We start from the raw sequence: 26,208 nt of genomic DNA, 5'->3' as shown, positions 1-26,208 counted from the left end.
CCCGTAGCACCCTCCCTGCCGAAAGGTCCTCGACTTCCCATGCCCGAGCTGGTGTTCTTCTCCGGAACGATGGACTGCGGGAAGTCGACCCTGGCTCTCCAGATCGAGCACAACCGTTCGGCCCGCGGCCTGCAGGGCATGATCTTCACGCGGGACGACCGCGCGGGCGAGGGCAAGCTCTCCTCCCGCCTCGGTCTCGTCACGGACGCGGTGGAGGTCGAGGACGGCCAGGACCTGTACGCCTACCTCGTCGACCACCTCTCCCAGGGCGGTCGCGCGGACTACGTCATCGCCGACGAGGCCCAGTTCCTGGCGCCGGGACAGATCGACCAACTCGCCCGCGTGGTCGACGACCTGGGCCTGGACGTCTACGCCTTCGGCATCACCACGGACTTCCGCTCCAAGCTCTTCCCGGGCTCCCAACGCCTCGTGGAGCTCGCCGACCGCGTGGAGGTCCTCCAGGTCGAGGCTCTCTGCTGGTGCGGCGCCCGAGCCACCCACAACGCCCGCACCATAGGGGGCGAGATGGTGGTGGAAGGCGCTCAGGTCGTGGTGGGCGACGTCAACCAGGCGGAAGCCATCGGGTACGAGGTCCTGTGCCGGCGCCACCACCGCCGCCGGATGACCGCGGCGACGGCAAGAGCGGCGGCGCTGTCCCCGGACGTGCTGCCGGTCACCTCGGCCTAGAGACGTTCGGCCTCCACCACCGAGAACCGCGCCCCCTCCGGGTCCGACACCGTGGCGACGCGGCCGTGCGGAGTGTCGTGGGGGCGCTTCAGGATGTGGCCGCCCAGGGTCGTGAGGAGGTCAAGGGCCGCGTCCGCGTCGGCCACCTGGAAGTACGTCATCCAGTGGGGGCCCCGGTCGCGGGGGAGGGAGTTGCCGACGCCGTGGATCCCGGCGACCGGGCGATCGGCGAGGCGGAGGGTGACGTAGTCGAAGTCGGCGGAGACGACCGGCTCCTCGTCGTAGCCGAAGACCGTCTCGTAGAACTTGGCGACGCTCGCCGTCTCGAAGGTCAGCAGCTCGTGCCAGGCCGGGGTGCCGGACACACCCGCGATGCCCGTGCCGCGGTGCGCTCCCGCCTGCCACACGCCGAACACCGCACCGGAGGGGTCGGAGCCGATCGCCAGGCGCCCGGCGTCTCCCGCGTCCAGCGGCCCCACGCCCACGGTGCCGCCGCACAGCCGCACCGTCTCCGCCGTCAGGTCCACGTCGTCCGAGGCGAGGTACGGCGTCCAGGCGACGGGGAGGTGGCGGTCGGGCGGGAGCTGGCCGATACCGGCGACTTCCTGGCCGTCCAGCAGAGCGCGCACGTACGGCCCCAGCTGCTGCGGGCCGGGTTGGAATTCCCAACCGAACAGCTCGCCGTAGAACTCCTGGGTCGTGGTCAGCCCGTGCACCATCAGACTCACCCAGCAGGGCGTGCCGTTCGGGCCGGCCGACCCATGTGCCTCGGTCATCGTCACTCTCTCCTCGACCCCTTGCGGCGGCCGTGTCGCCACCGTGCTCCGGAACCCCGTGCCGATGCTCGCACCACCCGTGGTGCCGCGCGCCCGGGCGCGCCGCTGCTCCGTACCCTTCCCGCAGAATGCCCGGCGTGCGGTTCCTCGCCCGTTTCTGCGCGATTGCTGACGGATGTCGATCGGCTGTACAGCATGTGCCCGATCCCGTACGCCTCGTGATCGGTCCTGCCCGGCGGAGCAGAGTAGCCGGACATGGACGATGCGGCCACCCCGTACGCGAGGATGGTGGCCATGAACGCCATCATCTCCGCATCCGAACTCGCGAGCGACCTGGCCGGTCAGAACCCGCCAGTCGTCCTCGACGTCCGCTGGCAGCTGAGCGTGGCCAAGGCGGCTGGAGAGCCGCCTTTCGACGGTCACGCCGCGTACGCGGCCGGGCACATTCCGGGCGCGGTCTTCGTTGACCTGGACCGGGAGCTCGCCGCGGCCCCCGGCGCGCGCGGCCGGCACCCGCTGCCGGACGTCGCCGACTTCGGCGCCGCGATGCGCCGGGCGGGTGTCTCGGCCGGGACGCCGGTGATCGTCTACGACGGCGGACAGGGCTGGGCGGCCGCCCGCGCGTGGTGGATGCTGCGCTGGACGGGTCACCCGGACGTGCGGGTCCTCGACGGTGGGTTGCCGTCCTGGGAGGGGCCGCTGGAGACGTCGGCGACGACCCCGGCGGAGGGCGACTTCGTGCCGGCGCCGGGCGCGGTGGAACTCCTCGACGCCGACGGGGCCGCGGCTCTGGCCCGCTCCGGAGTGCTGTTCGACGCCCGCGCGGGGGAGCGGTACCGGGGTGAGGTGGAGCCGATCGACCGGGTCGGCGGGCACATCCCGGGCGCCGTGTCCGCGCCCACCAACGAGAACGTCGCGGGGGACGGACGCTTCCTGCCCGCCGAGGAGCTGCACGCCCGCTTCAAGGCCCTCGGTGTCTCGGACGACTCTCCCGTCGGCGTGTACTGCGGTTCCGGCGTCTCCGGCGCGCACGAGGTGCTGGCGCTGGCGGTCGCGGGCATCCCTGCGGCGCTGTACGTGGGGTCCTGGTCGGAGTGGTCCTCGGACCCGTCGCGGCCGGTCGCCGTGGGGCCGGACCCGCAGTAGACGGGCACCGTCGCGAGAGGGCCCGCGCCACCCGGCGCGGGCCCTCCTGGACGTCGTACGACCGATCTAGTCCTGTTTCTTCCGTCGGGTCCCGAACACGATCTCGTCCCAGCTCGGGACCGCCGCCCGGCGGCCCGGGCGGACGCCGTCGGCCTCGGCCTGGCGGTCGGTGGCGCCGACGAGACGGTCGCGGTGGGCGCCGACCGAGCGGGGCATGAGGACGTCCGCGTAGGCGGAACCGGCCGAGGCGGCGGGCGCCGGGGGTTCCTCCGCCGCGGGTTCGTCGGCGGGCTCTTCCTCCGGGGCGGGCGTCTCCGACGGGCGCTCCGGGACCACGAGGTCGCCCCGGAAGCTGGGTACCGCCTCCAACAGGCTTGTCAGCGAGTCGCGTTCGCTCGCGCTCTCCTCCTCGACCGGCTCGGGTGCCGGCGCGGGCAGGCCCAGACGCTCCCGGTCGAGGGAACGGTCCAGCGGCCGGTCGCGGGGCAGCCGGGCGATGCGCGGTACGAAGGGAAAGCTGGGCTCCGGCGAGGCCGCGAGGTCGTCGGACTCACCGATCAGCGAGCGAGCCTCGTCGTCGACGGCCTGGACGAGCCGCCGGGGCGGGTCGTACGTCCAGCTCGCCGAGTGCGGTTCGCCCGCGACCAGGTAGACCAGCAGGACCTCCCAGGTGCCGTCGTCGCGGCGCCAGGAGTCCCACTGGACGGTGTCCTTGTCGGCGCCGCGCAGCAGCAGTCGCTCCTGGACGGCCTCGCCGAGCTGCGGTCCGGCGTTCTCGCCGGGCCGGCGGACGGGGGTCTTGCGGGCCCGCTCGGCCATGAAGGCGCGCTCCGCGAGCACGGGGCCCTCGAAGCGACGGACCCGGTCGACGGGGATGCCGGCCATCTGCGCGACCTCTTCGGCCGTCGCACCGGCGCGTATACGTGCCTGAATGTCGCGGGGGCGGAGATGACTCTCCACCTCGATCTCGATCTGGCCGAGGCGGGGACGGTCGCCGCGTACGGCGGCGCGCAGACGCTCGTCAATCGGAAGCGTGTACTCCGTGCTGTCCGCAGCCTTCAGCACCAGCCGTGTGCCGTCATTCGAGACGGCCACGACACGCAGTTCGGGCATGGGGACCTCCCGGGTGGTGCCTGCCGACGTCACGTGCGTCGCTGCTTCCGCTAGTCGAGTGTGGCCTGCCCGGGTGCAGCCTGCCACAACCTTGCCGAGTTGCCCGGCGTGTCGGGCACGGGCCCTGAGTCGCCGTTATGGCACGGTTACCTATTCGCAACGCTAAGTGACCAACTCCGTCACCCTGTGCAACTAGCCCCCTCCCGGCGGTCCTTGAAGGCCACGGACGCCCAGGCGGGAGACCGGACCCAGGGCTCGCAACAGTACTCCATTCGGACCACGTGCGTGGATTGGCGCGCCGCTCAACTTCCTGCGGGGGATGGGACTTGGCCGTCCCTGGCAAGGATTCGCGGATCTTGAACGTGGCGTACTTCACGGAACCGAGCACTTCCGAGTCGGCGGCTACGCCCCCAGCACCCGCCGCAAGTAGTCGTTCTGGAAACGGCGATCAGGATCAAGTCGGTCCCGCAGCGCGGTGAACTCGCCGAAGCGCGGGTAGACCCCGGAGAAGTACTCGGCGTCGCGCGTGTGCACCTTGCCCCAGTGCGGCCGCCCCTCGTGCGCGGTGAAGATGCGCTCCGCGGCGGTGAAGTACGCCTGGTACGGCGTGCCCTTGACCATGTGGACGGCGATGTAGGCGCTGTCGCGCCCCGACGCCGTGGACAGCGTGATGTCGTCGGCGGGCGCGGTGCGGACCTCCACGGGGAAGCTGACCTTCATCCCGGAGCGGTCGACCATGGTGCGCAGTTCGCGCAGGACCGTCACCGCGGCCTCGCGCGGGACGGCGTACTCCATCTCCACGAACCGCACCCGGCGCGGCGAGGTGAAGACCTTGTACGGGACGTCGGTGTAGGTCCGCGCGGACAGGGCCCTGCTGGAGATCCGGGCGATCGTCGGGATCGTGCCCGGCGCCGCGCGGCCGACCCACTGGGCCACCTGGAAGACGCCGTTGGAGAGGAACTCGTCCTCGATCCAGCCCTGGAGCTGCGGCACCGGCTTCTCCGGACCCGCGCTGCGGTTGTTGCGCTTGGTGTTGGTGTTGCCGGTGTGCGGGAACCAGTAGAACTCGAAGTGCTCGTTCTCGGCCCACAGCTCGTCGAAGTCGGCGAGCACCCGGTCGAACGGCATCGGTTCCTCGCGCGCGGTGAGCAGGAAGATCGGCTCCACCGCGAACGTGATGGCGGTGACGACGCCGAGCGCGCCCAGCCCGATCCGGGCCGCCGCGAAGACCTCGGCGTTCTCCTTCTCGGAGCAGGTGAGCACCGTCCCGTCGGCCGTGACCAGCTCAAGCCCCTTGATCTGGGCGGCGATCGACCCCGACTCCCGCCCGGTGCCGTGCGTTCCGGTGCTGATGGCGCCGGAGACGGTCTGCTCCATGATGTCGCCCATGTTCCGCAGCGAGAGCCCCTCGCGCGCGAGCGCCAGGTTGAGTCTCTTGAGCTGCGTGCCCGCCCCGACCGTGACGGTCATGTCGTCCCGGTCGATGTCGCGTATGCCGCTCAACAGTTGAGGGCGGATCAACACACCGTCGGTCGCCGCGATGGAGGTGAAGGAATGCCCGGTGCCGACGGGCTTGACCTTCAACCCGTCCTCGGCTGCCTTCCGGACGGCGTCCGCCAGCTCCTCCACGGAGGCCGGAGTGACCTCCCGCGCGGGACGCGCGGCGACATTGCCGCCCCAGTTACGCCACGTGCCGTTCTTGCCGCTCACTGTGGTGCTCAACCGTGCCTCCCCGACGCGGAACCGGCCGCTTGAGCCGGCGGTACCCCAGGAAACCGACCGCGACCGCGACGGCTCCGGACACCGCCGGAACCCCGTACCCGGCCTGTGCCCCGGCCGCGTCGATGACCCAGCCGGCCACGGAGGAGCCGAGCGCGACCCCGACCGCGAGCCCGGTGCTGATCCAGGTCATGCCCTCGGTCAGTTGCGCGCGTGGTACGTGCTGTTCGATCAGGGACATCGTCGTGATCATCGTCGGAGCGATGGACAGGCCCGCCACGAACAGCGCCACGGCCAGAAACGGCAAGTTTCCGACCAGTAGGAGGGGGATCATACTCACGGCCATCGCGCATATGCCCAGCAGCCAGCGAGGTTCCGGGGCTCCCTTGAAGTGCAGCAGCCCGAACACCAGGCCCGCCACGCACGATCCCGCCGCGTACAGGGCGAGCACCACGCTCGCGGCGCCCTTGTGGCCCTGTTCGTCGGCGAACGCCACGGTGACCACGTCCACCGCCCCGAAGATCGCCCCGGTCGCCACGAAGGTGGCCACCAGCACCTGGAGGCCGGGGGAGCGCAGGGCGCTGCCACCCTGTCCGTCGTGCTCGCGCGGGTGCGGCGCGGGCTCGGTGGCCCGCTGCGAGGTCAGCCAGAAGACACCGACCGCGAGGAAGCAGGCGGCCAGCAGCGGCCCTGCCTCGGGGAACCAGGCCGTGGACAGCCCGATGGAGATGATCGGCCCGAAGATGAAGCACACCTCGTCGACGACCGACTCGAAGGAGTACGCCGTGTGCAACTGCGGGGTGTCGCGGTAGAGGGCGGCCCACCGCGCGCGGATCATCGCGCCGATGCTCGGCACACAGCCGATGCCGGCGCTGAACACGTACAGCGTCCAGTCGGCCCACCGGTAGTGCGCCGCGAACAGCAGCCCGGCCGCGGCGACGAGCGCGATGAGCGTCGCCGGACGCAGCACCCGTCGCTGCCCGTACTGGTCGACCAGCCGCGACACCTGCGGCCCCGCCACCGCCGCGGCCAGCGCCATGGTGGCCGACAGCGCCCCGGCGAGGCCGTAGCGCCCCGTCAGCTGGGACACCATGGTCACCACGCCGATGCCCATCATCGACAGCGGCATCCGGCCGAGGAACCCCGCGGCGGAGAAGCCCTTGGAGCCGGGGGCGGCGAACAGGGCGCGGTAGGGGCTCGGCACGGGGGTCTCCGGTCAAGGGAAGTGAAGCGGCTCAGCGATGTCGGCGGTCAACAGCCCGGTAAGGCGCGAACGCAGCTGATACAGCTTACGAGTAAGGCGACCCTAACGCACCCGCCCGGACGACCCGGGAACCCGGTCCGCCACCCCACCGTTTCCCGGCTGTCAGTACCGGATGACAGGATCGACCCATGCCAGACGCGCGCGATGCCACCCCCTACGACGCCCTGCTCCTGCTCTCGTTCGGCGGCCCCGAGGGCCCGGACGACGTGGTCCCGTTCCTGGAGAACGTGACGCGTGGGCGAGGCATCCCCAAGGAACGTCTCAAGGAAGTCGGGCAGCACTACTTCCTGTTCGGCGGCGTCAGCCCCATCAACGACCAGAACCGCGCCCTGCTCGACGCCCTGCGCAAGGACTTCGCCGAGCACGGCCTGGACCTGCCGATCTACTGGGGCAACCGCAACTGGGCCCCGTACCTGACGGACACCCTGCGCGAGATGGTCGCCGACGGCCGCCGCCGCGTCCTGGTCCTCGCCACCAGCGCCTACGCCTCGTACTCGGGCTGCCGCCAGTACCGCGAGAACCTCGCGGACTCCCTCGCGGCCCTGGAGGCCGAGGGCCTGGAGCTGCCGAAGGTCGACAAACTCCGCCACTACTACAACCACGAGGGCTTCCTGGAGCCCATGATCGAGGGCGTGCTCGCCTCCCTCGCCGACCTCCCCGAAGAGGTCCGCGACGGCGCCCACCTCGCCTTCTCGACCCACTCCATCCCGGACGCCTCGGCGGACACCTCGGGCCCGGTGGAGGAGCACGGCGAGGGTGGCGCGTACGTGAAACAGCACCTGGAGGTCGCGCGGCTGATCGCCGACGCGGTCCGCGAGCGCACCGGCGTGGACCACCCCTGGCAGCTCGTCTACCAGTCCCGCTCCGGAGCCCCGCACATCCCGTGGCTGGAGCCCGACATCTGCGACCACCTGGAGGAGCGCCACGAGTCCGGCGTCCCGGCCGTCGTGATCGCCCCCATCGGCTTCGTCTCCGACCACATGGAGGTCCTCTACGACCTCGACACGGAGGCCAAGGCGAAGGCGGAGGAGCTGGGGCTGCCGATGCGGCGCTCGGCCACCGTCGGCGCCGACCCGCGCTTCGCGGCGGCCGTCCGAGACCTGATCCTGGAGCGGGCGGCGACGGAACGCGGCCAGGAGGTCACCCCCTGCGCGCTGGGCGCGCTCGGCGCGAGCCACAACCTCTGCCCGGTGGGCTGCTGCCCCGCCCGGGCCCCCCGCCCGGCCGCCGCGGGCGCCGACAGCCCCTACGCGTGAGGACCCCGGTGACCGACCCCTTCCACACCGAACTGCTCAAGCTCGCCCAGGAGGCGGCCCGCCGCGCCGGCGAACTCCTCCGGGACGGCCGCCCGGCCGACCTGGAGGTCGCCAGGACCAAGTCGAGCCCTATCGACGTGGTCACGGAGATGGACATCGCGGCGGAGAAACTGATCACGGACCTGATCTCCGCGCACCGCCCGGACGACGGCTTCCTGGGCGAGGAGGGCGCGTCCAACGAGGGCACGACCGGCGTCCGATGGGTGATCGACCCGCTCGACGGCACGGTCAACTACCTCTACGGGCTCCCCACTTGGGCGGTCTCCATCGCCGCCGAGCAGAACGGGGAGACGGTCGTCGGCGTGGTGGCCGCCCCCATGCGGGGCGAGACCTATCAGGCGGTGCGGGGCGAGGGTGCGTGGGCGACGGGCCCCACCTGGTCCGGCGACCGCGCGCTCAGCTGCCGTCCCGCTCCGCCTCTCGACCAGGCGCTGGTCTCGACGGGCTTCAACTACGTCCTGGAGGTCCGCACCCACCAGGCCGAGGTGGCCCACCGCCTGATCCCGCTCCTCCGCGACATCCGCCGCAGCGGGTCGGCCGCGGTGGACCTCTGCGACGTGGCGGCGGGACGCCTGGACGGCTACTACGAACGCGGCCTTCACCCCTGGGACCTGGCCGCGGGCGACCTCATCGCCCGGGAAGCGGGCGCCCTGACCGGTGGACGCCCCGGAGAGCGCCCCGCACACCATCTGGCGATCGCTGCCACCCCGGGCGTCTTCGAGCCCCTCCAGCGCCTCCTGGAGGACTTCGGCGCCTGGCACGACTGACGTCCTCCGACGCCACGCACGGCAAGGGCCCCGGTGCTGGATTCACCGGGGCCCTAGTCGTCGTACTGATGTATCGATCAGACGCTACGCGCTGACCTCCACACCGTGCTCGAAGGCCAGGCGGCGCAGGTCGTCGAGCTCGGCCTGTTCCACCTCGACGAGGAAGTCGTCGCCCTCGTCGCGAGCCCGCGTCAGGTCGGACTCGGTCGTCCTTATGCGCTGCAGAAGTCCTGCGGTGAATGCGTCCATGCTGCGCCCCCTCGTCCTGGGTCGTGGGTCGGTGGCACGGGGGTGTGCCGTTCGGAAGGGGCGATCACGTCTCCTGCAGATGCCCAGCGCTGCCCTGCTGGGCGGCGACGGCGCCGGACACCCACGCCCGCTCTGCGGAAAGCGGATTGCGGTGTACCGCATGGTGCTGCGGCACATGCAGAGCGTGATCGCGGGGTGTAAAGCCGTCCTCCCCCCGCTCCCCTCCACGGAAACCTCAACCGAACGAGAAAATCTCGCATTCCCGGGCTTCATACCTGTCGTTCAGACGGTGCTCACCCGCCTTACAGCCGACTTATGGCCGAAAAGGGCAGGATGGAGGTCAACACTCTCACCGACACCCCTGCCCGTGTGCCCGAGAAGCGCTACGCGAGTGGACACGGGTGGACACAGGAAGGACAAGCGACGTGCGCGTACTCGTCGTCGAGGACGAGCAGCTGCTCGCCGATGCGGTGGCCACCGGACTGCGCCGGGAGGCCATGGCCGTCGACGTCGTGTACGACGGTGCGGCCGCCCTGGAGCGCATCGGCGTCAACGACTACGACGTGGTCGTCCTCGACCGCGACCTCCCCCTCGTCCACGGGGATGACGTCTGCCGCAAGATCGTCGAGCTCGGCATGCCCACGCGCGTGCTGATGCTCACCGCGTCCGGCGACGTCAGCGACCGGGTCGAGGGCCTGGAGATCGGCGCCGACGACTATCTGCCCAAGCCCTTCGCGTTCAGTGAGCTCACCGCGCGCGTGCGTGCCCTCGGCCGGCGCACCAGCATGCCGCTGCCGCCCGTCCTGGAGCGCGCCGGCATCAAGCTCGACCCGAACCGCCGCGAGGTCTTCCGTGACGGCAAGGAAGTCCAGCTCGCGCCCAAGGAGTTCGCCGTCCTGGAGGTGCTGATGCGCTCCGAGGGCGCGGTCGTCTCCGCGGAGCAGCTCCTGGAGAAGGCCTGGGACGAGAACACGGACCCGTTCACCAACGTCGTGCGCGTGACGGTCATGACCCTGCGCCGCAAGCTGGGCGAGCCGCCCGTCATCGTCACGGTCCCCGGCTCCGGCTACCGGATCTGAGACGCGTCGTGGCCGCCGCTCCCGCGCCTCCCCAGGCGCCTCCGAAACCCACCTGGGACCCCCGCCGGCCGGAGCCTCCGTTCCCCTGGCTGCGTCCCACCATCCGCATAAGGCTGACGCTGCTCTACGGCGGGATGTTCCTGATCGCCGGCATCCTGCTGCTGTCGATCATCTATCTCCTCGCCGCGCAGGCGCTCAACGTCGGCAGCCTGCTGCCCTTCAAGATCACCGAGGGCAAGGTCACCAGCTCGGTCTGCGACCTGCCCACCCAGGCATCGCCCGACGTGTTCAACAAGGCGATGAACGACTGCGTCAACGAACAACGTCAGCACGCCCTCGACAACCTCCTCAGCCGCTCCCTCCTCGCCCTCCTCGGCCTCGCGATCATCGCCTTCGCCTTCGGCTACGCCATGGCCGGCCGTGTGCTGTCCCCGCTGGGCCGGATCACCCGGACCGCCCGCGCGGTGGCGGGCTCGGACCTGTCGCGGCGGATCGAGCTGGACGGCCCGGACGACGAGCTGAAGGAGCTGGCCGACACCTTCGACGACATGCTGGAGCGCCTCCAGCGGGCCTTCACGGCCCAGCAGCGCTTCGTCGGCAACGCCTCGCACGAGCTGAGAACGCCGCTGGCGATCAATCGCACGCTGCTGGAGGTTCATCTCTCGGATCCAGGCGCGCCCGTGGAGCTCCAGCAGCTGGGCAAGACACTCCTCGCCACCAACGAACGCAGTGAGCAGCTCGTGGAGGGGCTGCTGCTGCTCGCCCGCAGCGACAACCAGATCGTCGAGCGCAAGCCCGTGGACCTAGCCGAGGTCGCCGAGCAGGCCGTCGACCAGGTGCACGCGGAGGCGGAGGCCAAGGGCGTGACGATCCGCGGGGAGCAGAAGCCCGCGGTCGTCCAGGGCAACGGCGTACTGCTGGAGCGGATCGCGCTGAACCTGGTGCAGAACGCCGTGCGGTACAACGTGCCGGAGGGCGGCTGGGTCGAGGTCACCACCGAGGTCCAGCACGGTCAGGCGCTGCTGGTCGTGTCGAACACGGGGCCGGTCGTGCCGGCGTACGAGATCGACAATCTCTTCGAGCCGTTCAAGCGGCTGAGAGGGGCCGACCGGACCGGCAGCGACAAGGGCGTCGGGCTCGGCCTGTCCATCGTGCGCTCGGTCGCCCGGGCGCACGGCGGGCACATCTACGCACAGCCGCGCGAGGGGGGAGGCCTCGTGATGCGGGTCACCCTTCCGATCTGAGACCATGTCGCCGACACACGGGGATGTTCGCTTTGCGCGGAATTTTCTGGGCACTCGTCGAGCTGTCCCGTGTGTGATCGATCACAAGGGCGAATTTCCGGCCATCTACTGACAGTGATCAAGAAGGCAGTCGGAAAGCCGGGAAAGTCCGGGTTTTCGGGGGCCTTGATCACGGGAAGTACACGGTGAGACGCCTTTGAAGTGCGGCATTCGGACCGTGTACGGTCCCCATCGCCATCCCAGCCGATCACTCATGAGGGGTCCGGTTGGGTGTCGATTGAGTAACAGACCTTGATGTGAGGCAAAATCTCCGCCTCGGGTCGGGCACAAGTCCGGCCTCTCACGCGTTACGTGCGCTGGAGACACCGCAGACACCCAGAGGGGGAGAGCGACATGGCAACGGATTACGACACCCCACGCAAGACCGACGACGACGTCGACTCGGACAGCCTTGAAGAGCTGAAGGCCAGGCGGAACGACAAGTCGACGTCCGCAGTGGACGTCGACGAGTTCGAGGCCGCCGAAGGCCTGGAACTGCCCGGCGCGGACCTCTCGAACGAGGAGTTGGCCGTCCGGGTGCTGCCCAAGCAGCAGGACGAGTTCACCTGCATGAGCTGCTTCCTGGTGCACCACCGCAGCCAGCTGGCCCGCGAGAAGAACGGTCAGCCGATCTGCCGCGACTGCGACTGAGGACGGGTCGGCCGTGACTGGCTCGACCCCTCCCTGGAAGCGCCGCTCCCACCTGCCGGGAGCGGACCAAGGGCCGTCCGACGGCCCTCACGGCGCGCGTGACGACGAGCGGGGCTCATCCGGTACGGGAGCTTCCGATACAGGAATCTCCGGTACGGGATCGGCCTCGCTCGAACCCGCGGCCGGCCGGGCTGACCTCCCGGCCCCCGCGGAGCGGTACCCCGCGCCCGTCGCCAAGCGACGGGTCGCGGTGATCCGGGAAAAGGTCGGGGAAGGCGTCCGCAAGGGCGGCAGCCGGGCCAGGGCGGGCCTGGCGTACCTCGCCGACCGGATCATCGACAACGCCCCCAGGATCCCCGTACGCGACCTCCAGGCGCTGCGCAGGCAGTTCCCGGGCCTCGGGCCCGAGCAGCTCGCCGACAAGCTCGTGGCGGGCGCCGCGGCGGCCACCGCGACGGTCGGCGCCGGTGTCGGAGCGGCGGCGATGCTGCCCGTGCCGCCCGCGATGCCCACGGAGCTGGCCGCGGAGATCACCGGGGTCGCGGCGATCGAACTCAAGCTGATCGCCGAACTCCACGAGGTCTACGGCGTGCGACCGCCGGGCGGCCTCAAGGACCGCAGCACCGCGTACCTGAACTCCTGGTCGGGTGAGCGCGGCATCGACGTGACCAAGCCGTCGACGATCAACTCCGCACTCAGCGGCCCGATGAAGAACCAGCTGCGGCAGCAGATCATGAAGCGCATGGTCCGGGATCTTCCGAACCTGATGCCGTTCATGGTCGGCGCCGCCGTGGGCGCGGTCATGAACCGCCGGGACACCAGAAAGCTCGCGGCCCGTATCCGCGCGGACCTGCGGAAGATGCAGGTGCCCTGGGACGCGCTCCCCGAGCTCCCGCCGCTGGAGGCACCGGCGGATCCCCTGACGGTGGGGGACGTCGCGAAGGAACTCGGACGCGGGCACGGCGAGGGCCGACGCGGCCGGTGAGGGTTCCGCGACCGGTAAGAGTTCCGTGAGATTCCCGGAGGTACCCGTGGCCGGGCCGGCGGGTGACTACTGGCGCGAATGTTCTACGCGGCTTCGCGCGCCTGCCGGATCGCCTCCGCCAGCCGCTCCGGCTCGCGCGTCGACAGGTACAGGTACGGCGTCGGGTCCTCGGGGTCGGTGACCATCACACGCAGCGCGGTGGGGATGTAGGCGCGCAGCAGCAGGAAGGCGCGGGTGTCGGCCTTGTACGTGCGCCAGGCGCGCGCCTCCTCGGCGTCCAGGATCTCCGTCTCGCCCAGCGCCGTGACCGGGATCTTCGCCTCTCCGGCGATCAGCGAGTCGCCCACGATCCGGATGCGCTGCGAGCCGTAGGAGCTGGCGACGACCGCGGCCGCGGCGGTGCCGCCGACCAGGCCGCCGAGCAGCGGCAGGGTCCCGAACGGCAGCAGGATGAGGGCGAAGGAGACCCCCACCAGGAACGAGATCAGCCACCAGGAACGGGGGGCGGTGAGACGTTCTTCGTACGGGGTCGCGGAGAGCTGCATGAATCCAAGCTTGGCACGGTGTGAGAACACGGCCGACGCGCGGGTAAGGTCTGCGGCTGTGAGTGGTACTTCCGCAGCTCTTCAGCCTCCGGCCGACGCCGCGCCGCCGGTGCGTCATCCCGACGCGCCCGCGCCCGGCGAGCTCCTCGGCGCGCACTACGGCGAGTGCTTCGGCTGCGGTGACGGGCAGGCCCACGGCCTGCATCTGGCGGCCCGCGCGGGCGAAGGCGTCTCGGTCACCGCCGAGTTCACCGTGCGCCCCGCCCACCAGGGCGCCCCCGGCCTGGCGCACGGCGGTGTGCTGGCGACCGCTCTCGACGAGACGCTCGGCTCCCTGAACTGGCTCCTGCGCACGATCGCGGTGACGGGACGCCTGGAGACCGACTTCGCGCGGCCCGTTCCCGTGGGCACGGTGCTGTATCTGGAGGCCTGTGTCACGGCCGTCGCCGGGCGCAAGATCTACTCGACCGCGACCGGGCGTATCGGCGGCCCGGAGGGGCCCGTCGCCGTCCGCGCGGACGCGCTCTTCGTCGAGGTGAAGGTCGACCACTTCATCGACAACGGCCGCCCCGAGGAGATCCGGGCCGCCATGGACGACCCGGACCAGATCCGGCGTGCCCGTGCCTTCGAGGTGAACCCGTGACCCGTGAACCCGTGAGCGTGCTGATCCGGCGCGTCGACCCCGACGTACCGCTTCCGTCGTACGCGCACCCCGGTGACGCGGGAGCCGATCTGCGGACCACCGAGAGCTGTGAACTGCAGCCGGGCGAGCGGGTCGTGCTGCCCACCGGGGTGTCTGTCGCGCTGCCGGAGGGGTACGCGGCCTTCGTGCACCCCCGATCCGGTCTCGCCGCCCGCTGCGGTGTCGCTCTCGTGAATGCCCCGGGGACGGTTGATGCCGGGTACCGTGGGGAGATCAAGGTGATCGTGGTGAATCTCGACCCGCGCGAGGCGGTGCGGTTCGAGCGCTTCGACCGGATCGCCCAACTGGTCGTCCAGCAGGTCGAGCGGGTCAGCTTCCAGGAGGTCGCGGAGCTGCCCGACTCGGTGCGGGCCGAAGGGGGCTTCGGGTCCACCGGAGGTCATGCCGCGGTGACCGGTACGAACAGCACAAGCGGTCAGGCCGCCGTCGGCGGCGCAACGGGTGGGAATCGATACGCATCGGTCGTATCCGACCGGGAAGGACAGTGACGTGTTCGGACGTCGCAAGAAGAAGGATGCCGCCGAGGGCGCGGCCGGCGAGGCCGAGCAGGTCGTCGACAGTGTCGACACTGAGGCGGACGACGAAGGCGGCGAGCGCGAGCGGGTGAGGCTCGAGCCCGAGCCGCGGCCCGACGGGCCCTGGGACGACTCCGAGGTGAGCGAACCGGGCGAGGGCCGGGTGGACCTGGGCGGCATCTTCGTGCCCGGCGTCGACGGCATGGAGCTGCGGGTCGAGGTCGCGGGTGACGCGATCGTCGCGGCGACCGTGGTGCTGCGCGACAGCGCCGTCCAGCTGCAGGCCTTCGCCGCTCCCAAGCGTGAGGGCATCTGGGGCGAGGTGCGCGAGGAGATCGCGACCGGCATCACCCAGCAGGGCGGCATCGTCGACGAGGTCGAGGGTCCGCTGGGCTGGGAGCTGCGGGCCCAGGTGCCGGTGCAGCTGCCGGACGGCACGGGCGGTTTCCAGGTCGTGCGGTTCGTCGGGGTGGACGGTCCGCGCTGGTTCCTGCGCGGTGTGATCTCGGGGCAGGGCGCGGTGCAGCCGCAGGCGGCCGGTCTGCTGGAGCAGATCTTCCGGGACACGGTCGTGGTCCGCGGCGAGGGCCCCATGGCGCCCCGCGACCCGATCGTCCTCAAGCTGCCGAACGACGCGCAGATGGTCCCCGAGGGCGTCCAGCAGCAGGACCAGGAGGGCTCCCGCTTCTCCGGCGGCATGGGCCAGCTCCAGCGCGGCCCGGAGATCACCGAGGTCCGGTAGGCGAGAAGGCGTCAAGGGCCGTACCCCGTCGCGGGGTACGGCCCTTTGTCATGCACGCACGGAGGTCCTGCGCGAACTCTTGACGGCGCATTGGTCTGTACCTACCGTCTCGGCCCAACGCGTCTGTTCACAAAGGCGCTTCACGTTCATATACGAGAACGGAAGGCCCCCACGTATGCGCAGAACCGCTCTCCTCACGACCGTGGCCGCCCTCGTCGCCGGCGCTCTGGCCTGGCCCACCGCCGCCCCGGCCGCCCCCGCCGCCTTCGCCCACCCCGGAGTCGCCGTCTCCCAGGGCCAGTTGGACTTCGCCCGCACCAAGGTCAACGCCGGCGCCCAGCCCTGGAAGGGCGCCTTCGACCAGATGCTGGCGAGCAAGTACGCCGATCTGAACCGCACGCCCAAGCCCCGCGCGGTCGTCGAATGCGGCTCCTACTCGAACCCCAACTACGGCTGCACCGACGAGCGCGAGGACGCGATCGCCGCCTACACCGACGCCCTCGCCTGGTACATCACCCGCGACGACCGGTACGCCAAGAAGGCCATCCAGCTGATGGACGCCTGGTCCGCGACCCTCACGGACCACACCAACAGCAACGCGCCCCTGCAGACCGGCTGGGCCGGCTCCTCCTGGCCCAAGGCCGCCGAGATCATCAAGTACACGTACACGGGAGGCTGGGCGGGCTCCGGGCGCTTCGCGACCATGCTCCGCACCGTCTACCTCCCCGAGATCATCAACGGCTCCAACTCCAACGGCAATTGGGAGCTGTCGATGATGGAGGCGGCCGTCGGCATCTCCGTCTTCCTGGAGGACAAGGCGTCGTACGACAAGGCCATGGCGAAGTTCCGCACACGCACGGCCGCCTATGTGTACCTCGCCTCCGACGGCTCCGTGCCGAAGACCGTGCCGAGCCAGAACCTCGACACCACGGCGAAGATCGTCGCGTACTGGCAGGGACAGTCCACCTTCGTCACCGGCCTCACCCAGGAGACCTGCCGCGACCTCACGCACACCGGCTACGGCATCTCGGCCATCGCGCACATCGCCGAGACCAGCCGTATCCAGGGGCAGGACCTGTACGGCACCGACGTGGGCGAGCGGCTGCGGCAGGCGCTCGGGTTCCAGGCGAAGTACGAGCTGGGGACCGCCGTGCCCAGCTGGCTGTGCGGCGGCTCGCTGAAGCTCGGGCTCGGACCCGTCACCGAGGTCGGCTACAACGCCCTGCACAACCGCCTGGGCATCGCCATGACCAACACCCAGGCCCTGACCGAGCGGAACCGCCCGGCCGGCTCCAACAACCTCTTCGTGGCCTGGGAGACCCTCACCCACGGGGACAATCCGAGCTGACCGACCGTTGAACAGCCGGGCGCCCGGTGGGGATACTGGCGCCCGGTCCGCACGGGGGAGGGCACATGAGCCAGGTGGTCACCGAGACCATGGTCCGGGTCGAGAACGTCCACAGGTCCTACGGTCGCGGCGCCGGCGTCGTCCACGCCCTGCGCGGCGTCTCCCTGGAGGTGCCGCGCGGGGAGCTCGTCGCCCTCAAGGGGCGCTCGGGATCCGGGAAGACCACGCTGCTCAACATCGTCGGCGGCCTCGACGCACCGGACCAGGGGCGCGTCGAGGTCGGCGGGCGCGACCTCGCCGCACTGGACGAGGACGGGCTGCTCGCCCTGCGCCGGGATCACGTCGGGTTCGTCTTCCAGTCCTTCGGGCTCATCCCGATCCTCACCGCCGCCGAGAACGTCGGCGTCCCCCTGCGGCTGCGCCGGGCCGACGCACGCGCGCGTGAAGAGCGCGTCGAGCTGCTGCTGTCCCTCGTCGGCCTCGCCGACCACGCCGCCCAGCGGCCGACCGAGCTCTCCGGCGGCCAGCAGCAGCGGGTCGCCATCGCCCGCGCCCTCGCCAACAGCCCCTCGCTGCTCATCGCCGACGAGCCCACGGGCCAGCTCGACGCGGAGACCGGGCACGCCGTGATGGAACTGCTGCGCGCCGTCGTACGCAGCGAGAACGTCACCGCCCTCGTCGCCACGCACGACGCGACCCTGCTGGATCTGGCCGACCGGGTCCTGGAACTGGGCGACGGGGAGATAGTCCAGGGCTGAGCCGGTCCACGGGTGCCGCGTGTGCCGTCAGGGTTGCGTCAAGGACCGGCCTCCCAGGGGCTTCGGAGCCCGTTCGCCACCCGGCACGGCCGTAAGGTCGACGCTGCGTAGGCAGCAGTGACCGGAAGACAATGGGACCCATGGGACGCGGCAGGCTTCGGATCTACCTCGGTGCGGCACCGGGCGTCGGCAAGACGTACGCGATGCTCTCCGAGGCGCACCGGCGCGTCGAGCGCGGCACCGACTGCGCCGTGGCCCATGTCGAGCACCACGGCCGGGCGCGTACCGAGGTGATGCTCCACGGCCTGGAGCGGATCGCGGGCCGGGAACTGGAGTACCGCGGAACCGTCTTCCAGGAGATGGACGTCGACGCGGTGCTGCGGCGCGCCCCCGCCGTCGCCCTGGTGGACGAACTCGCCCACACCAACATCCCGGGCTCCCGCAACGCCAAGCGATGGCAGGACGTGGAGGAGCTGCTCGCGGCCGGGATCGACGTCGTGTCGACGGTCAACATCCAGCACCTGGAGTCCCTCGGCGACGTCGTGGAGTCCATCACCGGCGTACGGCAGCGCGAGACCGTGCCCGACGAGGTGGTCCGGCGGGCCGACCAGATCGAGCTGGTCGACATGTCGCCGCAGGCGCTGCGCCGCCGGATGGCGCACGGCAACATCTACCGGCCGGACAAGGTCGACGCGGCCCTGTCGAACTACTTCCGGCCCGGCAACCTCACGGCCCTCAGGGAACTCGCGCTGCTGTGGGTGGCCGACCGGGTCGACGAGTATCTGAAGCAGTACCGCAGCGACCACCGGGTCTCGAAGATCTGGGGCTCGCGCGAGCGGATCGTCGTCGGGCTGACCGGCGGACCCGAGGGGCGGACCCTGATCCGCCGGGCCGCGCGGCTCGCCGAGAAGGGCGCGGGCGGCGAGGTGCTCGCCGTCTACATAGCCCGCAGCGACGGCCTGACCTCGGCCTCGCCCAAGGAACTCGCGGTCCAGCGGACCCTCGTGGAGGACCTCGGCGGCACCTTCCACCACGTGATCGGCGACGACATACCCGCGGCGCTGCTCGACTTCGCCCGGGGCGTCAACGCCACCCAGGTCGTGCTCGGCTCCTCGCGCCGCAAGACCTGGCAGTACGTCTTCGGACCCGGCGTCGGCGCGACGGTCGCCCGGGAGTCCGGGCCCGACCTCGACGTCCACATCGTCACCCACGACGAGGTCGCCAAGGGACGCGGACTGCCGGTCGCCCGCGGCGCACGGCTCGGGAGGGCGCGGATCATCTGGGGCTGGGCGGTCGGCGTGGCCGGCCCCGCCGTCCTGGCCGTGCTGCTCAACACCGTCCACCTCGGCCTCGCCAACGACATGCTGCTGTTCCTGACGCTGACGGTGGCCGCCGCGCTGCTCGGCGGACTGCTGCCCGCGCTGGCCTCGGCCGCGGTCGGCTCCCTGCTCCTGAACTACTTCTACACACCGCCCCTGCACCACTGGACCATCGCCGACCCGAAGAACATCGTCGCCATCGTGATCTTCGTCGGGGTCGGTGTCTCGGTGGCCTCGGTCGTCGACCTGGCCGCCCGGCGCACCCATCAGGCGGCCCGGCTGCGGGCCGAGTCGGAGATCCTGTCCTTCCTCGCCGGGAACGTGCTGCGCGGCGAGACCGGCCTGGAGGAGCTCCTGGAGCGGGTCCGCGAGACCTTCGGGATGGAGTCGGCGGCCCTGCTCGAACGGGTGAGCGACGTCGAGCCATGGACCTGCGCGGGCCGCGCCGGACTCGGCCGCCCCGTGGAGCGCCCTGAGGACGCCGACGTCGACATGCCCGTCGGCGACCACATGGCCCTGGCCCTGACCGGCCGGGTGCTGCCCGCCGAGGACCGCCGGGTGCTCGCCGCGTTCGCCGCGCAGGCCGCGGTCGCCCTGGACCGGCGGCGCCTGCGGGAGGAGGCCGACCAGGCCCGCACCCTGGCCGAGGGCAACCGGATCCGCACCGCCCTGCTGGCCGCCGTGAGCCACGATCTGCGCACCCCGCTGGCCGGGATCAAGGCCGCGGTGTCGTCCCTGCGCTCCGACGACGTGGCGTGGTCCGAGGAGGACCGGGCCGAGCTGCTGGAGGGCATCGAGGAGGGCGCCGACCGGCTCGACCACCTGGTGGGCAACCTGCTGGACATGTCCAGGCTCCAGACCGGCACGGTCACGCCGCTGATCCGGGAGATCGACCTCGACGAGGTGGTGCCGATGGCGCTCGGCGGGGTGCCCGAGGACAGCGTGGAGCTGGACATCCCGGAGACGCTGCCCATGGTCGCCGTGGACGCCGGGCTGCTGGAGCGGTCGGTGGCCAACCTGGTGGAGAACGCCGTCAAGTACAGCCGGCGGGACGAGCCGGTGCTGGTGTCCGCCAGCGCCCTCGCCGACCGGGTCGAGGTCCGGGTGGTCGACCGGGGCCCCGGCGTCCCCGACGAGGCCAAGGAGCGCATCTTCGCGCCCTTCCAGCGCTACGGCGACGCCCCGCGCGGGGCCGGTGTCGGACTCGGGCTCGCCGTCGCCCGCGGCTTCGCCGAGGCCATGGGCGGCACCCTCGACGCCGAGGACACGCCGGGCGGCGGCCTCACGATGGTGCTGACGCTCAGGGCGGCGGAAGCGGGCCGTGAACCCCTCATGGCCGTACAACCCGAAAGGCGGACCACATGACCCGGGTGCTCGTGATCGAGGACGAGCCGCAGATCGTGCGCGCCCTCGTGATCAACCTCAGGGCCCGCAAATACGAGGTCGACGCGGCCCACGACGGTGCCACCGCCCTCCGGCTCGCCGCCGCCCGCCACCCCGACGTGGTCGTCCTCGACCTGGGCCTGCCCGACATGGACGGCGTCGAGGTGATCCGCGGACTGCGCGGCTGGACCCGGGTACCGATCCTGGTGCTGTCCGCCCGGCACTCCTCCGACGAGAAGGTCGAGGCCCTGGACGCGGGCGCCGACGACTACGTCACCAAGCCCTTCGGCATGGACGAGCTGCTGGCCCGCCTGCGGGCCGCCGTCCGCCGGGCGGAGCCGGTCGGCCCAGGGGAGAGCGACGTGACGACCGTGGAGACCGCGGAGTTCACCGTCGACCTCGCCGCGAAGAAGGTCAACCGGGGCGGCAAGGACGTACGCCTGACCCCCACGGAGTGGCATCTGCTGGAGGTGCTGGTGCGCAACACCGGCCGTCTGGTCAGCCAGAAGCAGCTGCTCCAGGAGGTGTGGGGGCCGTCGTACGGGACGGAGACCAACTATCTGCGGGTCTACATGGCGCAGCTGCGTCGCAAACTGGAGGCGGACCCCTCGCACCCCAAGCACTTCGTCACCGAGCCCGGTATGGGCTACCGGTTCGAGGGCTAGCACCGCGGGTACGAAGGTGTCAGCGCACCCCGGTACGCTTCACATATGAGTGCTGTTCCGCGTTCCGAGAAGCCGGTGGGCCGGTTCCGGCGCATGCTCGACCGGCTTTCCTCGTCCCAGGAGGACCTGGAGTCGGAGGAGCTGCGGGAGGATGCCGAGACCGCCGGCTGTGTCCGTATCGGCGACTGCCACGACCGACAGATCGTGACCGTTACTGGTACCTTGCGCACGGTCACGCTGCGTCCTAGAGCCGGTGTCCCGGCGCTGGAGGCCGAGCTGTTCGACGGCTCCGCCGCGCTGGACGTGGTGTGGCTCGGCCGGCGCTCCATCGTGGGGATCGAGCCGGGGCGCAAGCTGATCGCATCGGGCCGGATCTCGATGAGCCGGGGCCGCCGGGTGCTGTTCAACCCGAAGTACGAACTGAGACCCCTCGGTAGGGAGTAGCCGGTGACGTCGCTCGACAAGCCGACCGAAGAGACCGATCAGCACGACGCCCGGGCGGTGACCGAGGCCGCGCTGTTCGAGGCCTTCGGAGGCCTGCGGGGCATGGTCGAGACGGTGCTGCCCGGCCTGCTCTTCGTCACGATCTACACGATCAACAAGGACCTGCACATGTCCGCGATCGCCGCGCTCGCGGTGTCGCTGGTCCTGGTCGTGGTCCGGCTGGTGAAGCGGGACACCGTCAAGCACGCCTTCAGCGGTGTCTTCGGCGTGGCCTTCGGTGTGGTCTTCGCGATGATGACCGGCAACGCGAAGGACTTCTACCTGCCGGGCATGCTGTACACGCTGGGTCTGGGACTGGCGTACATCATCACGACCCTGTGCGGTGTCCCGCTGATCGGCCTCATCCTCGGCCCGGTGTTCAAGGAGAACCTCTCCTGGCGCACCCGCAACCCCGGCCGCAAGAAGGCGTACGCCAAGGCGAGTTACGCCTGGGGTGCGATCCTGCTGGCCAAGTGCGCGATCCTCTTCCCGCTGTACTGGTGGGCCAACACGGCGCAGCTGGGCTGGGTGCTGGTCGCGCTGAAGATCCCGCCCTTCCTGCTCGCCGTCTGGCTGACATGGGTCTTCCTGGCGAAGGCACCGGCGCCGATCGACGTCTTCGCGGAGATGGAAGCCGCCGAGAAGGCGGAGGAGGAGCGGAAGGCCGCCCTGGCCGCCGAGCGCGGCGAGTCGACCGGGGCGCGGCACCGGCGCGAGGCGTAGTTACGGGTACGACGACGAAGGGGCGCCCTGAACTCTCAGGGCGCCCCTTCGTCGTCGTACCGCCTAGGACGCGTCCTCGCGACGCACCGACAGCAGGTCCTCCAGCTGTTCCTCGCGGGCCTGGGCGGCCACGAACAGGAGTTCGTCGCCCGCCTCCAGGGAGTCCTCGCGGGTCGGAGTCAGGACGCGGGTGCCGCGGATGATCGTGACCAGGGACGTGTCCTCCGGCCATTCCACGTCGCCCACCTGGGTGCCGGCCAGGGCCGACTCCTCCGGCAGGGTCAGCTCGACCAGGTTCGCGTCGCCGTGGCTGAAGCGGAGCAGACGGACCAGGTCACCGACCGAGACCGCCTCCTCGACCAGGGCGGACATCAGGCGGGGCGTCGAGACGGCGACGTCCACGCCCCAGGACTCGTTGAAGATCCACTCGTTCTTCGGGTTGTTCACCCGGGCGACGACACGCGGAACGCCGTACTCCGTCTTGGCCAGGAGCGAGACGACCAGGTTCACCTTGTCATCGCCGGTCGCGGCGATCACGACGTTGCAGCGCTGGAGCGCCGCCTCGTCCAGGGACGTGATCTCGCAGGCGTCGGCCAGCAGCCACTCCGCCTGGGGCACGCGCTCGACCGAGATGGCGGTCGGCGCCTTGTCGATGAGAAGGACCTCGTGGCCGTTCTCCAGCAGTTCGCCCGCGATCGAGCGGCCGACCGCGCCGGCACCGGCAATGGCGACCCTCATCAGTGACCGCCCTCCTCTTCGGGACCCTTGGCGAAGGACGCCTCGACCTTGTCGACCTCGTCGGTGCGCATCATCACGTGCACCAGGTCGCCCTCCTGAAGCACCGTCTGCGAGCTGGGCAGGATCGCCTCGCCGAGGCGGGTCAGGAACGCCACGCGGACGCCCGTCTCCTCCTGGAGCCTGCTGATCTTGTGGCCGACCCAGGCGGCGGAGGCGTGCACCTCGGCGAGCTGGACGCCCCCGGTGGGGTCGCGCCACAGCGGCTCGGCGCCCGAGGGCAGCAGCCGGCGGAGCATCTGGTCGGCGGTCCAGCGGACCGTGGCGACCGTCGGGATGCCCAGGCGCTGGTAGACCTCGGCGCGGCGCGGGTCGTAGATACGGGCCGCGACGTTCTCGATGCCGAACATCTCGCGGGCCACGCGGGCGGCGATGATGTTCGAGTTGTCACCGCTGGAGACGGCGGCGAACGCGCCCGCCTCCTCGATGCCGGCCTCGCGCAGGGTGTCCTGGTCGAAGCCGACGCCGGTGACCCGGCGGCCGCCGAATCCCGAGCCCAGTCGACGGAAGGCGGTGGGGTCCTGGTCGATCACAGCGACCGTGTGCCCCTGTTGCTCCAGGGTCTGGGCGAGAGCGGAACCCACTCGCCCGCAGCCCATGATGACGATGTGCACGACCGTCCTTCCGAATGACAAGTGTCAAGAGTCGTTGACTTGGCCTTAACAGGGTCTCAGACCGGCCACCAAGCTACACACGCGCGGTCCGTGCGGGGCACCCCCGTGCAGGGCCCGGGGCGATCAGCGGCGGCTGATGCTGCGCAGGCTCACAAGAGTCAGGATTCCGAGGCCGAGAAGAGCGGCGGCGGCGCCGATCAGCTCCGCGCTGGCATGCATGGGACCTCCGGGGGCGGTGCGGGCGGGGGGTCTTGTCATATAGGCATGAGGACGCGAACCGGTGCGGAATCCGTTGCCGGGCGGTTGGCCGATTTCACTCGGAGGGCAGATCGAGGCCGATGTGGGGTGGCGGGTGGTTGCGCACCCGTTCGAACGCTTAGGCTTCTCTGTTGTGTCCAAACTGACCGACGTGCCCAAACGGATCCTGATCGGGCGCGCACTGCGCAGTGACCGGCTCGGGGAAACGCTCCTGCCGAAGCGCATCGCCCTCCCCGTCTTCGCCTCCGACCCCCTCTCCTCCGTGGCGTACGCGCCCGGCGAGGTGCTGCTGGTCCTGTCCATCGCGGGCGTGTCGGCGTACCACTTCAGCCCCTGGATCGCCGTCGCGGTCGTCGTGCTGATGTTCACCGTGGTCGCCTCCTACCGGCAGAACGTGCACGCGTATCCGAGCGGCGGCGGCGACTACGAGGTGGCCAACACCAACCTCGGCCCGAAGGCCGGGCTCACGGTCGCCAGCGCCCTGCTCGTCGACTACGTCCTCACCGTCGCCGTGTCCATCGCCTCCGGCATCGAGAACCTCGGCTCCGCCGTGCCGTTCGTCGTCGAGCACAAGGTGCTCTGCGCGATCGCGGTGATCGTGCTGCTCACGCTGATGAATCTGCGCGGGGTGAAGGAGTCCGGCTCGCTGTTCGCGATCCCGACCTACGTCTTCGTCGCGGGCGTCTTCATCATGATCGCGTGGGGCGCCTTCCGCGGGCTGGTCCTCGACGAGACCATGCGGGCGCCGACGGCCGGCTACGAGATCAAGGCGGAGCACCAGGGACTGGCCGGTTTCGCCCTGGTCTTCCTGCTGCTGCGGGCCTTCTCCTCCGGCTGTGCCGCGCTGACCGGTGTCGAGGCGATCTCCAACGGTGTTCCGGCGTTCCGCAAGCCGAAGTCCAAGAACGCGGCGACCACGCTCGCGGCGATGGGCCTGCTGGCCGTGACGATGTTCTGCGGCATCATCGCGCTCGCCATGACCACCAAGGTCCGCATGGCCGAGAACCCGGCCGAGGACCTGCTGAAGGACGGGGTCGCGATCGGCTCCGGCTACGTCCAGAACCCGGTGATCTCCCAGGTCGCGGAGGCCGTCTTCGGCAAGGGCAGCTTCCTGTTCATCGTGCTGGCCGCGGCGACCGCGCTGGTGCTGTTCCTGGCCGCGAACACGGCGTACAACGGCTTCCCGCTGCTCGGCTCGATCCTCGCCCAGGACCGCTACCTCCCGCGCCAGCTGCACACGCGCGGCGACCGCCTCGCCTTCTCCAACGGCATCGTGCTCCTGGCGGGCGCGGCCGGCCTGCTGGTCTGGATCTACGGCGCCGACTCCACCCGTCTGATCCAGCTCTACATCGTCGGTGTGTTCGTCTCCTTCACGCTCAGCCAGACCGGCATGGTCCGGCACTGGAACCGCCATCTGGCGGTGGAGAAGGACGAGGCCAAGCGCCGCCACATGGTCCGCTCGCGGGCGATCAACGCCTTCGGCGCCTTCTTCACCGGCCTGGTGCTGGTGGTCGTCCTCGTCACCAAGTTCACGCACGGCGCCTGGGTCGCGCTGCTCGGCATGGTGATCTTCTACGCGACGATGTCCGCCATCCGTAAGCACTACGACCGCGTCGCCGACGAGATCGCGGCCCCCGAGGGACCGAGCGACGACAGCGTCCGCCCGTCCCGGGTGCATTCCGTGGTGCTGATCTCCAAGATCCACCGGCCGACGCTCAGGGCGCTGGCGTACGCCAAGCTGCTGCGCTCGGACACCCTGGAGGCGCTCAGCGTCAACGTCGACCCGGCCGAGACCAAGGCGCTGCGCGAGGAGTGGGAGCGGCGCGGGATCGACGTACCGCTGAAGGTCCTCGACTCGCCGTACCGCGAGATCACCCGGCCGGTCATCGAGTACGTGAAGAGCCTGCGCAAGGAGTCGCCGCGCGACGCGGTGTCCGTGATCATCCCCGAGTACGTGGTCGGCCACTGGTACGAGCACCTGCTGCACAACCAGAGCGCGCTGCGGCTGAAGGGCCGGCTGCTGTTCACGGCGGGCGTCATGGTGACCTCGGTGCCCTACCAGCTCCAGTCCTCCGAGGCCGCGAAGAACCGGGCCCGCAAGCGGCAGGAGTGGAACGCGCCGGGTGCGGTGCGGCGTGGGCCGGCGCACGAGCGGCCGAAGGAGACGTCCTCGCAGCAGTAGAGGCGAACGAACTTCCCTCGCGGCCGTGGAGGCGAGGGAGATGTTCTCGCGGACGTAGACTGGTGGGCTGTTGTCCGGGCGTTTCCCCCGGACAACAGCCCGGCCTTTTCCCTCGGACGATGTCCGGTCCTTTCCCTTTG

Annotated in this window: 26 protein-coding genes; 18 read left to right on the top strand and 8 right to left on the bottom strand. The window is 70.7% G+C overall.

Annotation, left to right across the window (positions count from 1 at the left end; all coding sequences use genetic code 11):
- The first annotated feature begins 39 nt into the window (after window positions 1-39).
- Window positions 40-687: a thymidine kinase gene (locus tag OG885_RS12660; RefSeq protein WP_405730420.1), complete on the top strand. Its 648-nt coding sequence runs from the start codon at window positions 40-42 to the stop codon at window positions 685-687.
- Here OG885_RS12660 and OG885_RS12655 read toward each other — a convergent pair.
- The gene (locus OG885_RS12655) at window positions 684-1,463 is read right to left on the bottom strand and encodes a VOC family protein (RefSeq protein WP_405730418.1); all 780 of its coding nucleotides are present in this window, start codon (window positions 1,461-1,463) and stop codon (window positions 684-686) included. The genes OG885_RS12660 and OG885_RS12655 overlap by 4 nt on opposite strands.
- Before the next feature lie 294 nt (window positions 1,464-1,757).
- Between OG885_RS12655 and OG885_RS12650 the strand changes: the two genes are divergently transcribed.
- Window positions 1,758-2,609: a sulfurtransferase gene (locus OG885_RS12650; RefSeq protein WP_405742710.1), complete on the top strand. Its 852-nt coding sequence runs from the start codon at window positions 1,758-1,760 to the stop codon at window positions 2,607-2,609.
- Between the two features lie 66 nt (window positions 2,610-2,675).
- On the opposite strand, the gene sepH is transcribed toward OG885_RS12650, so the two are convergent.
- From sepH to OG885_RS12635, 3 genes are all read right to left on the bottom strand, one after another.
- Window positions 2,676-3,722 carry a septation protein SepH gene (gene sepH / locus OG885_RS12645; protein WP_399950367.1) on the bottom strand — a complete coding sequence of 349 codons (1,047 nt, stop codon included), beginning with the start codon at window positions 3,720-3,722 and terminating at the stop codon, window positions 2,676-2,678.
- Between the two features lie 402 nt (window positions 3,723-4,124).
- Window positions 4,125-5,444 (bottom strand): D-arabinono-1,4-lactone oxidase, encoded by a 1,320-nt coding sequence (locus OG885_RS12640; RefSeq protein WP_405730416.1) that lies wholly within the window; start codon window positions 5,442-5,444, stop codon window positions 4,125-4,127.
- Complete coding sequence (locus OG885_RS12635) at window positions 5,404-6,645, bottom strand: MFS transporter (RefSeq protein WP_405730414.1); 1,242 nt, start codon at window positions 6,643-6,645, stop codon at window positions 5,404-5,406. Before OG885_RS12635 ends, OG885_RS12640 begins: the two co-directional genes overlap by 41 nt.
- Window positions 6,646-6,833: 188 nt before the next feature.
- On the opposite strand from OG885_RS12635, the gene OG885_RS12630 reads away from it, so the two are divergent.
- Together OG885_RS12630 and OG885_RS12625 are read left to right on the top strand one after the other, a co-directional pair.
- On the top strand, window positions 6,834-7,961 hold the full coding sequence (locus OG885_RS12630) for a ferrochelatase (RefSeq protein ID WP_405730412.1): 1,128 nt from the start codon (window positions 6,834-6,836) through the stop codon (window positions 7,959-7,961).
- Between the two features lie 8 nt (window positions 7,962-7,969).
- Window positions 7,970-8,788 (top strand): inositol monophosphatase family protein, encoded by an 819-nt coding sequence (locus OG885_RS12625; protein ID WP_405730410.1) that lies wholly within the window; start codon window positions 7,970-7,972, stop codon window positions 8,786-8,788.
- A gap of 84 nt (window positions 8,789-8,872) precedes the next feature.
- On the opposite strand, the gene OG885_RS12620 is transcribed toward OG885_RS12625, so the two are convergent.
- Entirely contained in the window at window positions 8,873-9,037 is a 165-nt protein-coding gene (locus tag OG885_RS12620) for a hypothetical protein (RefSeq protein ID WP_399950382.1), read from the bottom strand.
- A 425-nt stretch (window positions 9,038-9,462) separates the two neighbouring features.
- On the opposite strand from OG885_RS12620, the gene OG885_RS12615 reads away from it, so the two are divergent.
- From OG885_RS12615 to OG885_RS12600, 4 genes are all read left to right on the top strand, one after another.
- Entirely contained in the window at window positions 9,463-10,116 is a 654-nt protein-coding gene (locus OG885_RS12615) for a response regulator transcription factor (protein WP_046257092.1), read from the top strand.
- Between the two features lie 8 nt (window positions 10,117-10,124).
- Window positions 10,125-11,360 carry a sensor histidine kinase gene (locus OG885_RS12610; RefSeq protein WP_405730408.1) on the top strand — a complete coding sequence of 412 codons (1,236 nt, stop codon included), beginning with the start codon at window positions 10,125-10,127 and terminating at the stop codon, window positions 11,358-11,360.
- 393 nt (window positions 11,361-11,753) lie between these two features.
- Window positions 11,754-12,050, top strand: coding sequence for a DUF4193 domain-containing protein (locus OG885_RS12605; RefSeq protein ID WP_005481602.1), 297 nt, complete (start codon window positions 11,754-11,756; stop codon window positions 12,048-12,050).
- Between the two features lie 13 nt (window positions 12,051-12,063).
- Window positions 12,064-13,035 (top strand): hypothetical protein, encoded by a 972-nt coding sequence (locus OG885_RS12600; RefSeq protein WP_405730406.1) that lies wholly within the window; start codon window positions 12,064-12,066, stop codon window positions 13,033-13,035.
- An 83-nt stretch (window positions 13,036-13,118) separates the two neighbouring features.
- Here OG885_RS12600 and OG885_RS12595 read toward each other — a convergent pair whose 3' ends face one another.
- Window positions 13,119-13,580 (bottom strand): DUF3093 domain-containing protein, encoded by a 462-nt coding sequence (locus tag OG885_RS12595; RefSeq protein WP_329333801.1) that lies wholly within the window; start codon window positions 13,578-13,580, stop codon window positions 13,119-13,121.
- A 58-nt stretch (window positions 13,581-13,638) separates the two neighbouring features.
- On the opposite strand from OG885_RS12595, the gene OG885_RS12590 reads away from it, so the two are divergent.
- The 9 genes from OG885_RS12590 to OG885_RS12550 all read left to right on the top strand — a co-directional run bounded on the left by OG885_RS12590 (window position 13,639) and on the right by OG885_RS12550 (window position 22,219).
- A complete protein-coding gene (locus tag OG885_RS12590; RefSeq protein ID WP_405730404.1) occupies window positions 13,639-14,223 on the top strand; it encodes a PaaI family thioesterase in 585 nt (194 codons plus the stop codon).
- Complete coding sequence (dut, locus tag OG885_RS12585; protein ID WP_405730402.1) at window positions 14,220-14,771, top strand: dUTP diphosphatase; 552 nt, start codon at window positions 14,220-14,222, stop codon at window positions 14,769-14,771. The genes OG885_RS12590 and dut overlap by 4 nt, the downstream gene beginning before the upstream one ends.
- Window position 14,772: 1 nt before the next feature.
- On the top strand, window positions 14,773-15,540 hold the full coding sequence (locus tag OG885_RS12580) for a DUF3710 domain-containing protein (RefSeq protein WP_405730400.1): 768 nt from the start codon (window positions 14,773-14,775) through the stop codon (window positions 15,538-15,540).
- 175 nt (window positions 15,541-15,715) lie between these two features.
- On the top strand, window positions 15,716-16,888 hold the full coding sequence (locus OG885_RS12575) for an alginate lyase family protein (protein ID WP_405730398.1): 1,173 nt from the start codon (window positions 15,716-15,718) through the stop codon (window positions 16,886-16,888).
- A gap of 65 nt (window positions 16,889-16,953) precedes the next feature.
- On the top strand, window positions 16,954-17,646 hold the full coding sequence (locus OG885_RS12570; protein WP_405730396.1) for an ABC transporter ATP-binding protein: 693 nt from the start codon (window positions 16,954-16,956) through the stop codon (window positions 17,644-17,646).
- Window positions 17,647-17,786: 140 nt separating this feature from the next.
- On the top strand, window positions 17,787-20,330 hold the full coding sequence (locus tag OG885_RS12565) for an ATP-binding protein (protein ID WP_405730394.1): 2,544 nt from the start codon (window positions 17,787-17,789) through the stop codon (window positions 20,328-20,330).
- Entirely contained in the window at window positions 20,327-21,013 is a 687-nt protein-coding gene (locus OG885_RS12560) for a response regulator (protein ID WP_399950410.1), read from the top strand. Before OG885_RS12565 ends, OG885_RS12560 begins: the two co-directional genes overlap by 4 nt.
- Before the next feature lie 45 nt (window positions 21,014-21,058).
- The gene (locus tag OG885_RS12555; protein WP_399950414.1) at window positions 21,059-21,457 is read left to right on the top strand and encodes an OB-fold nucleic acid binding domain-containing protein; all 399 of its coding nucleotides are present in this window, start codon (window positions 21,059-21,061) and stop codon (window positions 21,455-21,457) included.
- Between the two features lie 3 nt (window positions 21,458-21,460).
- On the top strand, window positions 21,461-22,219 hold the full coding sequence (locus OG885_RS12550) for a DUF3159 domain-containing protein (RefSeq protein ID WP_399950416.1): 759 nt from the start codon (window positions 21,461-21,463) through the stop codon (window positions 22,217-22,219).
- Window positions 22,220-22,282: 63 nt separating this feature from the next.
- On the opposite strand, the gene OG885_RS12545 is transcribed toward OG885_RS12550, so the two are convergent.
- The gene (locus OG885_RS12545; protein WP_329333783.1) at window positions 22,283-22,957 is read right to left on the bottom strand and encodes a TrkA family potassium uptake protein; all 675 of its coding nucleotides are present in this window, start codon (window positions 22,955-22,957) and stop codon (window positions 22,283-22,285) included.
- A complete protein-coding gene (locus OG885_RS12540; RefSeq protein ID WP_329333781.1) occupies window positions 22,957-23,628 on the bottom strand; it encodes a TrkA family potassium uptake protein in 672 nt (223 codons plus the stop codon). Before OG885_RS12540 ends, OG885_RS12545 begins: the two co-directional genes overlap by 1 nt.
- A 391-nt stretch (window positions 23,629-24,019) precedes the next feature.
- Between OG885_RS12540 and OG885_RS12535 the strand changes: the two genes are divergently transcribed.
- Complete coding sequence (locus OG885_RS12535; protein WP_405730390.1) at window positions 24,020-26,068, top strand: APC family permease; 2,049 nt, start codon at window positions 24,020-24,022, stop codon at window positions 26,066-26,068.
- The last annotated feature ends 140 nt before the right edge of the window (window positions 26,069-26,208 follow it).

The organism is Streptomyces sp. NBC_00028 (assembly GCF_045041065.1).
Lineage (GTDB): Bacteria > Actinomycetota > Actinomycetes > Streptomycetales > Streptomycetaceae > Streptomyces.
This window is presented reverse-complemented; position numbering and strand designations above follow the sequence as displayed.

Coding starts and splice junctions, on each gene's coding strand:
- OG885_RS12660 (WP_405730420.1), top strand. CDS start 40: ATGCCCGAGCTGGTGTTCTTCTCCGGAACGATGGACTGCGGGAAGTCG.
- OG885_RS12655 (WP_405730418.1), bottom strand. CDS start 1,463: ATGACCGAGGCACATGGGTCGGCCGGCCCGAACGGCACGCCCTGCTGG.
- OG885_RS12650 (WP_405742710.1), top strand. CDS start 1,758: ATGAACGCCATCATCTCCGCATCCGAACTCGCGAGCGACCTGGCCGGT.
- sepH (WP_399950367.1), bottom strand. CDS start 3,722: ATGCCCGAACTGCGTGTCGTGGCCGTCTCGAATGACGGCACACGGCTG.
- OG885_RS12630 (WP_405730412.1), top strand. CDS start 6,834: ATGCCAGACGCGCGCGATGCCACCCCCTACGACGCCCTGCTCCTGCTC.
- OG885_RS12620 (WP_399950382.1), bottom strand. CDS start 9,037: ATGGACGCATTCACCGCAGGACTTCTGCAGCGCATAAGGACGACCGAG.
- OG885_RS12605 (WP_005481602.1), top strand. CDS start 11,754: ATGGCAACGGATTACGACACCCCACGCAAGACCGACGACGACGTCGAC.
- OG885_RS12595 (WP_329333801.1), bottom strand. CDS start 13,580: ATGCAGCTCTCCGCGACCCCGTACGAAGAACGTCTCACCGCCCCCCGT.
- OG885_RS12575 (WP_405730398.1), top strand. CDS start 15,716: ATGCGCAGAACCGCTCTCCTCACGACCGTGGCCGCCCTCGTCGCCGGC.
- OG885_RS12570 (WP_405730396.1), top strand. CDS start 16,954: ATGAGCCAGGTGGTCACCGAGACCATGGTCCGGGTCGAGAACGTCCAC.
- OG885_RS12565 (WP_405730394.1), top strand. CDS start 17,787: ATGGGACGCGGCAGGCTTCGGATCTACCTCGGTGCGGCACCGGGCGTC.
- OG885_RS12560 (WP_399950410.1), top strand. CDS start 20,327: ATGACCCGGGTGCTCGTGATCGAGGACGAGCCGCAGATCGTGCGCGCC.
- OG885_RS12555 (WP_399950414.1), top strand. CDS start 21,059: ATGAGTGCTGTTCCGCGTTCCGAGAAGCCGGTGGGCCGGTTCCGGCGC.
- OG885_RS12545 (WP_329333783.1), bottom strand. CDS start 22,957: ATGAGGGTCGCCATTGCCGGTGCCGGCGCGGTCGGCCGCTCGATCGCG.